This is a genomic window from Treponema sp. SP13 (assembly GCF_050938355.1).
Lineage (GTDB): Bacteria > Spirochaetota > Spirochaetia > Treponematales > Treponemataceae > Treponema_D > Treponema_D socranskii.
This window is the reverse complement of the sequence record NZ_JADOVM010000001.1, coordinates 459,059-470,779: the sequence shown is the minus strand read 5'-3', so window position 1 is coordinate 470,779 and position 11,721 is coordinate 459,059. Positions and strand designations below refer to the sequence as shown.

Here is an 11,721-nt window from a genome sequence, read left to right as displayed (position 1 = left end):
ATGGATATCATTAAGGGTATTGAAGAAAAACAAAAGCGCGCGAGCGCCATGGGATTTAATGTCGGCGATACGGTAAAAGTTTTCTTTAAAATCGTCGAAGGCAGAACGGAACGCATTCAAGTGTACGAAGGTGTCGTTATCGCGAAAAACGGCGGCGGTACGCGCGAAACATTTACGGTCCGCAAAGAATCGTACGGCGTCGGAGTCGAGCGCGTGTTCCCGATGCACTCGCCGCGGATCACGAAAGTAGAGATCGTACGTCCGGGTAAGGTCCGCCGTGCAAAACTCTATTACCTCCGCGATGCCGTCGGTAAAGCGAAGCGCATTAAAACGCGCGTCGGCGGAAACATCGCCACGGCTCTTGCCGAACGCAACGCTCGAGCCGATGCCGCGGCCGCCGCTCAGGAAGCTGCAATCAAAGAAGAGCAAAAAGAAGAACACGCAGCGGAAGCGGCTGAAAAAGCGAAAAAGAAATAACGTGTCGCTTCTGAAAACGCAAGCGGTTTTTAGAAGCGGATGGGGCTGTCTCAAAAGTCGGTTGCTTTTTCGACAGCCTGTCGATAATTTTTCCGGCGCATGGATACGATTTCCCGCGTATACGTTCAGACGGCTTCCCTTTCCGGTATGCCGAACCGGCACGAGCTTCGCGAAGGGGATGTCGTTTCCGTGCGTATCCTTTCACAAACGGGGCAAAACTCGTATATCGTTTCTTTTGCGGGCGGCAGGTTTTCCGTTACGTCGGAAAGACCGCTTATGCAGGGTGCGGTTTTTTCCGCTTCCGTTTCGCTCAAAGACGGAACACTCGTCCTTTCACCGCTTATCGCGGATGCCCCTTTTTCAAACGAACATCTCGTAACGACGTTTTCGACGGCACTCAATCCCGACGGAACGCTCTCCGATGCGGAGCTTGTCCGCTATTTCACTTCTCTCAATCTTCCCTCCGACTATATTACCCTTTCTCTTTTTGCCGCGATGCAGTCGCTCGGCATGAAATTCGACGAGAGGATTTTTAACGATGCACGCCGCATCGCGCTGTCGTTTCCCCGGCGTGAAAAAGAAGCGGCACAAGCGGCTCTGCTTTTGGAGCAAAAAGGTATCCCTATGGGAAAAGATGCCGTCGCCGCGATTGTCGGTGAAAACGAAAAAAGCGATAAGGACTCCGAAAGCGATGCAGATTCTCAAAGCGGCGGACGTGCAAAGAGAGGAGGGGCGGACGGAAAGCGCGGCAGCGATCCGCAAAACGGCGGAAAAAACGAAAGCGCGGAAGAAGGCGGTTTCGTGAAAGAGGGAAATTCCGTGCAGAGCGGGCGGCAAAGCGGATCCGATGCGGGGCGGCCGCCGAAAGCGCTCATTTCCGAAATAGAAGCGGAAGTGCGGCGATTTTTTTGCGGCTTACTGTCGGGGCGGGCACTTGAGCAAAGCGAAGGCGGCGTCCTTACCCTTTTCAATCACCGCGGGTTTTCTTCCGGCGCAAGCTGGATTCAGCTTCCTTTCGAGATTTCCCTCGACGGCGGGGCACAAACGGGAAAAGGCGTGCTCCGTTTTTTTACGGACGCGCGGCAAAAAAAAGCGGAAAAATATACGGCAACGCTCGATTTCGCTGGGCAATTTTATTATTTTGTGATATACTTACATAAGGAACGTTGTCGCGTGCTCTATGCCGCATCGGGCGAGGAGCGTGCAGGCGAAAGCGCATTGCTCAAAAAAGCGCTCGAAGCGGCGTTCGGCGGGAAGTCGTTCAGCGTTGAACGGGCGGAAGCCGGCATGCTTTCGGGCTTTTACGAAAAAAGCGGTATTTCCGTTGTCAGAGGCAGCGTATGAAAAAAGCGGTCGCGCTGAAGTACCCTGAAGGAGCGCCTTCACCTTTTGTAACGGCATCCGCTCGGGGCGAGGCGGCGGAAAGGCTTGTCGAAATTGCAAAAGAGCAGGGTATCGCCGTCGTTGAAAACGCGAATCTCGCCGATGTTTTGACGCTCAAAGAAATCGGCTCCTATGTGCCGGAAGAAACGTGGGGCGTGCTCGCGGGGATATTCGCCTTTGTGCTGAAAGTGCAGGATAAAAAACGATAAAAGACATCTCAAAAAATCGATCGGATTTTTAAGGGACGAAACTTATTGAAGGTTCAATTTCGAGTCGATTTTTTCAAAACTCGAGATTCAGCCTAAAAAATACGAGGGGGTTGTATGGCAGGTTTTTTGAAGCTTACGCAAAACGATATTAAAGAAGGTATGCGTTTTTCCGCACCGGTATTTTTTGACGACGGAAAAAACATGTTTCTCGCCGCGGGAAAGCCGGCAAAGCCGTATCACCTTGCCGCGCTCAAAAATTGGAAGGTCCCGTTTTTGCTCACGGTCGGGCACGTGCTTTCGCAGGCGGAAATCGACGCACAAACAAATGCGAATCTCGAAGACGTGGACGAACTCGAGCCTGTCGACGACGATATGCCGCTCTAAACGCGTAACGGGAATCGTATGTCGTTCAAAGCGAGTCCAATCCGTCTGTGAGCGCTTCAAAAAAATCGATCGGAAAATCGGGAGAAGAAAAAGCTGCGCGTTATTTGACCGAAAAAGGTTATTCGATCGTGGCGCGGAATTGGCAGACAAAAAGCGGTGAAATCGATATAATCGCTTTGTCGAACGAGGTGCTTGTTTTTGCCGAAGTGAAGACGCTTCCGAACGGAAACGCCGATATGCTTTCGCACGTGCTCGACGGCCGGAAACAAAAAAAAATTATAGAAACGTCTAAACGTTTTCTCTTAAACAATCGACAATATAGTAAGCACTATATCAGATACGATGTGATTGTTGTGGATATGCCGTCTTTGCCGGCCGTATATCACATTGAAAACGCTTTTTCGGAGCTTGTATGATTTCCGGTCTGAAAACAACTACTCTCGTTCTCGAAAAACAAAAAGCGGACATACCGCCCCGTCTGCTTGCGCTGCGAGAGATGATTCGGGATGCGGAGTATATCGATACGGCGGTACAGAGGATCGCTCAGGTTATCAGCAAAAAATTGATTGAAAACCCTGAAGACGATCCGCTGTTTACGGAATAACGGAGTAATCATGGGAAAAAATGCAAAGCGGGGACGCGGCAGGCGTGATTGGAAAAATCAAAACGCTCAAAATTCCCGTTCCGGCGGTAAGCAAACGGATAATAAAAATATAAAACTTCGCGATGCCGCCGTTCAGCGTCACCTCTATGAAAATATCGCAGCGCAAAAGAAAAAAGACGAAGCGATCCGCGAACTCAAGCAGCGCCGCGTCGTATGTCCCATCTGCGGAAAGGATATCGAAGATATGGCGAGCGCCGTCGTCGATAAAGCGTCGGGAAATCCCGCGCACTTCGATTGTATTTTGGATCAGTTGAATAAAACGGAAACGCTCGGTGAAAACGAAAAAATCGCATACATCGGTCAGGGCCGCTTTGCGCTTTTGCGCTACGAAGATCCGCGCGACGTAAAATCATTTAAAATTATTAAAACGATAGAGTGGGAAGGGCGCGACGCCGAGCTCCCGTGGCGCAGCGAACTGAGCAGCCTCTACAGTCAAGTCTAGCGCGGGCAAACGCCGTATCGAAAATATTACGTGTCTTCAAGATACGCGCATCGGGTTATTTACAAAAATCGACATACAAGTTATAGTGGAGCGCATGTGTCGCCAGGATGGTGGAATTGGTAGACACAAGGGACTTAAAATCCCTCGGCAGTTAAATGCCGTGCCGGTTCGATTCCGGTTCCTGGCAAAAGCCTTTATGTTTTCGGATACTCATTTTCATTTTTCCAAGATGTGTGAACGCACGGGGTGCGACGGCGCGGAAATCCTTTCCGAAATGGCAAAGCGCAATTGTCTTTTTGCGCTCGATATCGGTACCGAAAGCGGCGATTTGTCTGCGCGAAAAGCCGCACTGGAAAAAGCGCTTTCGCGTGTAAGCGGAGAACTGCAAAAAAATGCCCGGCGCATGCTGCATTATACTGCGGGCTTGTGGCCTTCTTCCGACGCGATTATGCATCGGAAAGAGATGACTGAAACGCTCGAAAAAGATATCGCTTCGTTTTCCGAAAAGATCGCGGCTATAGGAGAGTGCGGCATCGACCGGCATTGGAATCCGGCCGCCGACGGAAGATATGAAAGCGATTCCGATCGGGCGATGAGGGAAGGGGAGTGCGAGCTTTTTGAAATGCAGATCGAGCTTGCAAAAAAACTCAAGCTTCCCCTTGTCGTGCACAGCCGCGACGGTTTTGAAGATACGTATCGGTGCATAAAAAAATCGAAATACGACAGAGGAATCATCCACTGTTTTTCGTACGGCATCGAAGAAGCGTGCGCTTTTCTCGACTGCGGCTGGTACATCAGTTTCAGCGGTTCGGTTACGTACGCAAAGCGCGGCAAAGCGGACGAAATGCAAAAGCTTTTGAGCTGCGTTCCCTCGGACAGAATTCTCTGCGAAACCGATTCCCCGTATCTTGCTCCCGTTCCGTACCGCGGCAAAACGAATACGCCGCTTTTTGTCGAACACGTTTACCGCTATGTCGCAAAAGCGCGAAACCTAAGTCCCGAAGCGCTGAGCGAAACCGTCGATGAAAACTGCCGCCGTCTCTTTGTGCTCGAAGGATAGGCAGCGCGGGACGATGTCGCTTTTGTCGTATTTTGCATTGCGCGCCGTAAGCAAAACGTTTTTTTGTTTTATCGACTATAATCGAAATCGCGTTGATTTTATCGATTGTTTCGACTATAATCGAAACTGCTGTCGTTTTCATAAATCTATCGATTACAGTCGAAATCGACAAGGAGCTCGCTTACGGATCGTATTATCAGACCGAAGTACATAACGCAGATTGTACAATTCGTAGACAAGCCGGTTATTAAAGTGTTGACCGGCATGAGAAGGGTCGGAAAGTCCACGCTTTTAACGATAATAAAAGACGAAGTTTTAAAAAACATACCCGACAAAAATAAAGTATACCTCAACTTCGAATCGGCCGAACTTTTCGATATAACTACCGCAAAGGCTTTGCGCGCTTATTTGCAGCCTATAATTCAAAAAACAAAAAAGAAACTCTATTTTTTCTTCGACGAAATACAAACGGTTGCGGGCTGGGAAAAAGTCGTCAACAGTCTCAACGTGGATACAAACTGCGACATTTACATAACGGGATCGAACTCAACGCTTATTTCGGGCGATCTTGCAACACTGCTTTCGGGGCGGTATACGACCTTTGAAATTTATCCGTTTACCTTCGGCGAATTTGTGCAGGTTTTTAAAAATAAAAAAATATCTAAAGAAGCGCTGTTCGACAAATTTTTGCAGATCGGCGGAATGCCTTTTTTGCGCTATTTTGATTTGGACGCTTCTCCCTGTTTTAAATATTTAAACGATGTGTACAACACCGTATTGGTTAAAGACGTTTTGCAGTACAACAATATTCGGGATGTCGACGGTTTTAACCGCATTTTATCGTATGTGCTTGAAAATATCGGGCACACCTTTTCGGCAAACGGTATTAAAAATTATTTTAAAAATGAAAAACGAAATATTTCAATCGATACGATTTTAAATTATTTGGAATATTGCCAAAATGCTTTTATCATTAAAAAAGTTCCGCGCTATGATATGGCGGGCAAAAAAATCCTCAAAGTGGACGAAAAATATTATGTAACGGATCACGGGTTTCGGCAGGCGCAGGGATTTTCCAATACAAAGGATATAGAACGGACGCTGGAAAATATCGTGTTTATCGAACTTGCGTCGAGGGGCTATGAGGTAAAAATCGGAAAACTGAAAGACAGGGAAATCGATTTTATCGCGCAAAAAAACGATCGGATTTTTTATTATCAGGTCGCCTATCTGTTGACCGACGAAAAAACGCGCGAGCGGGAATTCGGGGTGTATAAATCGATTGAAGACAATTTTCCGAAATACGTGCTGTCCATGGATCGCGTCGATTTCGGCAGGGACGGCGTTATTCATAAAAACATCGTCGATTTTTTATCGGAGACTTGACGCGCCGACTTCTCTCGTGATATGCTCATAAAACTGGCATTTTTGTCAAATTTTAATAAAATGAAGGGGCTATACAATGTCGTTTATTCCTTTTTTAATGGGCGCAGCCGAAGGCGGAGCGGCCGGCGGTGCGTCGACAACCGGCGGTTTTATGTCATCGATCGTGATGATGGTGCTGCTCGTCGTTATTTTCTATTTTTTCCTTATCCGCCCGCAGAGCAAAAAACAAAAAGAAACGCAGAAAATGCTCGACGCGCTGAAAAAAGGCGATAAAGTCGTTACGATAGGCGGCATTCACGGCGTCGTTTCTTCGGTTGACGAAAAAAACGTCATCGTGAAAGTGGACGATGCGACAAAGATCAAATTTACGCGGAGCGCTATCGCTGCAATCGAAAATCCCGAAGCTCCTGCAAAAGACGCGAAAAAATCTTCCGACGCCGATGCGGAAAAACCTTCAGAGGAAAAGAAATAAAACGGAGCTGTCAGCATGAATAAACGTACTCGTTTTGTAATCCTGCTTGCGGTGCTTGCCGTTTGTTTCGCTTTTTTGTGGCCGTCGATCAGCTGGTACTACGGCACGCCGAAAGAGATGAAAGCGCTCGCACTCGGTTCGCTGCAGAGCATTAAAGATTACGCGACCGTAAAAGCCTCCGACGACGTAAAGGCGTTTACGGATGCGGCGCGAAAAGATCCGAACGCTCAGCTCGACGAATCCTACGGCTGGATAAAAAAGATCGTCGCGCGGAACTATAAAAATATGGGTGCGAAAGTGCCGTCGCCTTTGACGAAAAGCGCGGTGCTCAACGCATTTTCAAGCGAACAGGAATTCCGTGAAGCGGTGCAGGCCCGCTACCGCGACGCCATTTTAAAAGCGAAAAAGCAATATCAAAATTCGGTAAAGCTCGGACTCGATCTGTCCGGCGGTATGAACATCATCGTTAAAGCCGATTTGGACGCCGCCGTAAAAAATCAGGAAGGAGCCGATACGGCCGAATCGAGCGCGACGCTCAAAGCGAACGCGATGCAGCAGGCGATCGACTCGCTTTCGAGCAGGATCGACCGCTTCGGTCTTACGTCTCCGGTGATCCGACAGCAGGGCGAAGACCGCATCTATATCGAAATTCCGGGAGCTACGGAAGCGGATGCGATCAATACGATCATCATGGGAAAGGGTATTTTGAATTTCCGTCTCGTCGACGATGCGGCAACTCAAGCATTTAATAATTATTATCTACAAAATCCCGGAAACGTCTTCGCTTCCGACGGTACGCTGCTCGACGCTTCCGTTATCCCCGCCGACTGTGAAGTGCTCGGCCTCTATCAAAACGACGACTACGGTCTCGAAGATCGGATCGGCTGGCTTGCAGTAAAAAAAGAGATCGCGCTCGACGGCCGGCATATCAAATCGGCGGAAGTCGGTTCGAGCAATTTAACGAACCGCCCCGAAGTCGATTTCGTGCTTGACGGCGACGGTGCCGTGATTTTCGGCGAGTTTACATCGGCTCACGTCGGCGAGCGGCTCGCCATCGTAAACGACAACAGAATCCGCTCGGCGGCGACGATTAACGACGCGATCACCGGCGGCCGCGTTGCGATAACGGGTTTCAATCTCGAAGAAGCGCAGACGCTGCAAAAAGTGCTGCAGACGGCGTGGCTTTCCGTGCCGCTTTCGGTCGAAAGCCAGCAAGTCATCGGCGCCTCTCTCGGGCAGAAGGCGAAGCGGATGGGCATCATCGCAGTGTTGGTCGGTCTCGGCGCAATCATGTTTTTTATGCTCGTCTACTATAAAGGTGCGGGCGTGAACGCGTGCGTTGCGCAGATCCTCAACCTCTACATCATGTTTTCGGTGCTCTCGGCGTTCAATATGACGATTACGCTTTCGAGCATCGCCGGTATGATTTTGACGATCGGTATGGCGGTCGATGCGAACGTTATCATTTTCGAGCGCATCAAAGAAGAGCTTTCCGACGGCAAAGGACGTACGGCTGCGATCGCCGCAGGTTTCCGTAATGCGTTTTGGGCGATCATGGACTCGAATATTACGACCTTTATCGCGGCGATGTTCCTGTCTCAGCTCGGCAGCGGCGCGATTCAGGGCTTTGCGGTCAGCTTGGCGATCGGTGTCGTCTCTTCCGTGTTTACAGCCTTGTTCGTGTCGCACCTCATGTTCGATTTCAATACCGACGTGTTCCGCAAAAATACCGTGAGCATCAGCTGGAGGGTAAAATAATGACGCGAAAGACGATACATTTCAGCAAAGGTTTCCTTCCGTGTGCGGTCATCAGCGCGGCGATCATCGTTTCGGGTATCGCGGGATTTTTTATACGCGGAATCAATTTCGGTCTCGACTATCGTCCCGGCTTACTCGAAGAAGTGCGCATCGCGCCCGCCGTTTTGGACGTGAGTTATTCCGGCAGCGCGAACGTCAGCCTCGACATGAGCGGTGAGGGGATCGACGTCGTCATAAGCGGAACGGGTTCGGAAAACAAAACAGAAACGCTTTCGTTTGCCGCAAACCGAACGGTTTCCGATCTCGCGTCGAGTCTCAATGCGATCGACGGAATCCGCGCGCAAGTCAATTCGAACGCATCTTCTTCGACGGCGGATTTGTTCGCCGATACGAACGCGTCGAATAAACTTTCATCGACTCCGTATCGCTTGTATTCCGCAGGAAAAACCGATGTCGCCGTTTCGCAAGTGCGCGAAGCGCTTTCGTCGGTCGAAAGCATTTCGATTCAGCAGCTCGGTGCGGGAGAAGCGGCGAGTTTTCAAATCCGCATGGCCGATAAGGGGGACGGAAAATCGAGCGCCGATCTGCAAAATACGGTTTTGACGAATCTGAAAAACAAATTCGGAAATGACAACGTCGTCGTTATCCGTACCGATTTTATCGGTTCGAATTTTTCGCGCGCGATTGCAGTGCAGTCGATCATCGTGCTTGCCTTTGCCGTTGCGCTTATATGGCTGTATGCGACGATCCGCTTTCACTGGGATTTCGCACTCGGCTCGGTATTCGCACTCATCCACGACTCGCTTATTATGATAACGTTTATCGTATGGTCGCAGATTGAATTTTCGACGATGACGGTAGCGGCGATTTTGACGATTGTCGGTTATTCGATCAACGCGACGATCGTTATCCTCGATCGCGAACGCGCGCTTTTGCCGATCATGAAAGACACGAAAAAATTTACCGACATCATCGATCAGGCGCTCACCGATACGCTGAGCCGTTCGATCATCACGACGGTGACGACGATGTTTGCGGCGGCATCCCTCTACGTGTTTACGCAGGGCGATATCAAAAACTTTGCGCTCGCACTCCTCGTAGGACTTGTCAGCGGCTGTTATTCGTCCATATTCATTTCGAGCGGATTTATCGCCGCGACGCGAAAAAATTGGAAACCGGAGTACGGCATTCACCATTCGCTGAAGCTCCAAAAAGGCGTGTTCGACGTCGGAGTAAGCGTGTAAGCGCATTTCATTGACGTAGTTTCGAAAAATACCGCGCGGGAGTGCGCGGTATTTTTTTATGACGATTGGGTGCGTGCGACGGTTATTCGTGCGGAGGGTTATCTCACCTGCCGCGGCGCTTAAAACCCGCATTCGAAACTCGCTGTTGCGTAATTTGTTGTTGTCGTGCGGTGTACTAAATTTCCCGTTCGAGTTATACTGCCTCTATGACTGTCATCCGCTCCGATGTCCTCGGCTGTTGTTTCGGCGTGCGCCATGCGCTCGATGCGGCGCAAAGGGCGATTTCGGATAATCCCGGAAAAAAAGTATATACGCTCGGTCCGCTCATCCACAACCGTCTTGCCCTCGAAGTGCTTGAAAAGCAGGGGCTTACGGTGCTCGGCGAAAACGATGCCGAAAAAGCCGAATACGGCAGCGTCGTCATCATCCGTGCGCACGGAGTGCCGCCGGAAACGATCGAAACGCTTCAAAGGCGGAATTGTACGGTCGTCGATGCAACCTGTACCCGCGTTACCGAAAGCCAAAAGCTTGCCGCCACCTCAGCGCAAAAAGGCTGTACGGTGCTGTTTGCGGGCGATGAAAAGCACGGCGAAGTCGCAGGCATTGCGGGCTACGCGAAAGAGCGTTTCGTGCTCGTGCAAAACGCGGAAAAAGCCGAAACGCTTTCGCTTTCGGAAAATGAAAAAGCGGTGCTCCTTTCTCAGACGACGTTCAGCAAAACGGAATTCGAAAAAATCGCGGAATTGTTAAAACGAAAGTGTCCCTCGCTCACCGTCATACATACGATTTGCCCCGCGACGAAAGCGAGGCAGGATGCGCTTTTAAAGCTCTGTCCGGACGTGGACGGCGTACTCGTCGTCGGCGGAAAAAACAGCGCGAATACAAAGCGGCTTTTGCTTGCAGCAAGAGCACAATCGTGCCGCGCCGATTTGATCGAAACGGCGGATGAGATTCCGAGCGATTATTTTAAAATGGAAAGGGTCGGCATTACAGCCGGAGCGAGTACGCCCGATTACATAATCGATGAAGTCGAAGCGGCGCTCAAGAGCGGAAGCGATGCGTAGCAAAAAAAAATATACTGCGGCTATAATCGGTACGGGGAGGATCGGTTTTACGCTCGGCTTCGATAAAAAGCGCGAACAGCCGGCAAGCCACACGGCCGCTCTCCGAGGAAATCATCGAATACGCATTATTGCAGGCTGCGACACCGATGCCGAAAAACTTGCGGCGTGGAAACGGTACTGCAGGGGCGCGGCTGCTTATCATACGGCAAGCTATCTCTTTGCCGCATGCAGTCCCGATATCGTCGTCGTTGCGGTCAACGAAAGCGCGCATTTGGAAGTCGCGCTCGCTGCGATACGGAGTAAACCGAAATTACTGATCTTGGAAAAGCCCGTCGCGCTGTGCATGAAAGACGGACTTGCGATCGCGGACGAAGCGAAAAAATACGGCGTACCCGTTATCGTAAACCACGAGCGGCGCTTTGCCGACGATTACGCGGCAGCAAAATCCTACATAAAAAAAATCGGTGCCATCCAGCGCATGCGCGCGGAACTCTGTTCCGGCCTTCGCGTCTACGGAAAAAAATACGAAGCATCCGGCGAGTACAGCCTCTTTCACGACGGCACGCACCTCGTCGATATCGTGCAGTATTTGCTGTCGGACAATTCAAACAGTGCGGAAACGGAAAAGAGACGGAGCGTGCTGTACAATATGTCGATTACGGGCATACACCGCGATGAAAGCGATCCGTCGATCGTACAAAATTTGTCCGCGCATTTCGCATCCGATGTCTGTCCCGACATCACGCTTACGATGAGCGGGCGCTCGCGTTTTTTTTCGTTCGGTGTCGACATACTCGGAACCGAAGGGGCAGTCGCGATCGGAAACGGTTACGCGAAATTTTACCGTCGCGAAAAAGCGAAGCTGTACACGGGATTTTATTCGCTTGCCGAAGATAAAAAAGTTTCCGCGCCGAAAAAGACACGATGCTTTTCGAATATGGTGAAAAGCTGCGTCGATTTCCTCGACGGAATTGCTCCGCTCAAATCGACGCTCGAAGACGGATTGCAGACCCTCGACATCCTCGAACGGATCCGTGCGGAACTTTGCGCATGAGGTTATTGCATGAAAGTGCGGCCTACGCCCGCGCGAAGCGGTGCGAAGCAGCGACCGCAGCAAAGCGAGGACGCCGAGTGTGAGCGAGCCGCGAAGGGCGGGATGGCAAAAAAGTTTCGTTCCC

General features: G+C 50.4%; 13 protein-coding genes, 1 tRNA gene and 1 pseudogene. All 15 read left to right on the top strand.

Features of this window, described 5'->3' with window-relative positions; all coding sequences use genetic code 11:
• Positions 1-339, top strand: a pseudogene (gene rplS / locus IZU26_RS02070) (50S ribosomal protein L19); the annotation flags it as partial.
• A 237-nt stretch (positions 340-576) separates the two neighbouring features.
• Positions 577-1,821 carry a hypothetical protein gene (locus tag IZU26_RS02065; RefSeq protein ID WP_433276378.1) on the top strand — a complete coding sequence of 415 codons (1,245 nt, stop codon included), beginning with the start codon at positions 577-579 and terminating at the stop codon, positions 1,819-1,821.
• Entirely contained in the window at positions 1,818-2,069 is a 252-nt protein-coding gene (locus tag IZU26_RS02060; RefSeq protein WP_310822598.1) for an EscU/YscU/HrcU family type III secretion system export apparatus switch protein, read from the top strand. The genes IZU26_RS02065 and IZU26_RS02060 overlap by 4 nt, the downstream gene beginning before the upstream one ends.
• Positions 2,070-2,183: 114 nt before the next feature.
• Positions 2,184-2,453 (top strand): hypothetical protein, encoded by a 270-nt coding sequence (locus IZU26_RS02055; protein WP_021330504.1) that lies wholly within the window; start codon positions 2,184-2,186, stop codon positions 2,451-2,453.
• Between the two features lie 47 nt (positions 2,454-2,500).
• Positions 2,501-2,869 carry a YraN family protein gene (locus IZU26_RS02050; protein WP_310822600.1) on the top strand — a complete coding sequence of 123 codons (369 nt, stop codon included), beginning with the start codon at positions 2,501-2,503 and terminating at the stop codon, positions 2,867-2,869.
• The gene (locus IZU26_RS02045; RefSeq protein WP_021330522.1) at positions 2,866-3,057 is read left to right on the top strand and encodes a hypothetical protein; all 192 of its coding nucleotides are present in this window, start codon (positions 2,866-2,868) and stop codon (positions 3,055-3,057) included. Before IZU26_RS02050 ends, IZU26_RS02045 begins: the two co-directional genes overlap by 4 nt.
• 10 nt (positions 3,058-3,067) lie before the next feature.
• Positions 3,068-3,559, top strand: coding sequence for a hypothetical protein (locus tag IZU26_RS02040; protein ID WP_021330557.1), 492 nt, complete (start codon positions 3,068-3,070; stop codon positions 3,557-3,559).
• Between the two features lie 101 nt (positions 3,560-3,660).
• A tRNA-Leu gene (locus tag IZU26_RS02035) sits at positions 3,661-3,746 on the top strand.
• 9 nt (positions 3,747-3,755) lie between these two features.
• Complete coding sequence (locus IZU26_RS02030) at positions 3,756-4,619, top strand: TatD family hydrolase (RefSeq protein ID WP_433276375.1); 864 nt, start codon at positions 3,756-3,758, stop codon at positions 4,617-4,619.
• Positions 4,620-4,763: 144 nt separating this feature from the next.
• Positions 4,764-6,005, top strand: a complete 1,242-nt coding sequence (locus tag IZU26_RS02025; RefSeq protein ID WP_433276989.1) for an ATP-binding protein — start codon at positions 4,764-4,766, stop codon at positions 6,003-6,005.
• A 76-nt stretch (positions 6,006-6,081) separates the two neighbouring features.
• Complete coding sequence (yajC, locus tag IZU26_RS02020; RefSeq protein ID WP_021330519.1) at positions 6,082-6,477, top strand: preprotein translocase subunit YajC; 396 nt, start codon at positions 6,082-6,084, stop codon at positions 6,475-6,477.
• A 15-nt stretch (positions 6,478-6,492) separates the two neighbouring features.
• Entirely contained in the window at positions 6,493-8,235 is a 1,743-nt protein-coding gene (gene secD, locus IZU26_RS02015; RefSeq protein WP_433276373.1) for a protein translocase subunit SecD, read from the top strand.
• Entirely contained in the window at positions 8,235-9,479 is a 1,245-nt protein-coding gene (gene secF / locus IZU26_RS02010; protein ID WP_433276371.1) for a protein translocase subunit SecF, read from the top strand. Before secD ends, secF begins: the two co-directional genes overlap by 1 nt.
• Before the next feature lie 206 nt (positions 9,480-9,685).
• Entirely contained in the window at positions 9,686-10,543 is an 858-nt protein-coding gene (gene ispH / locus IZU26_RS02005) for a 4-hydroxy-3-methylbut-2-enyl diphosphate reductase (RefSeq protein ID WP_433276369.1), read from the top strand.
• A complete protein-coding gene (locus IZU26_RS02000; protein ID WP_433276367.1) occupies positions 10,536-11,597 on the top strand; it encodes a Gfo/Idh/MocA family protein in 1,062 nt (353 codons plus the stop codon). The genes ispH and IZU26_RS02000 overlap by 8 nt, the downstream gene beginning before the upstream one ends.
• Positions 11,598-11,721: the final 124 nt, after the last annotated feature.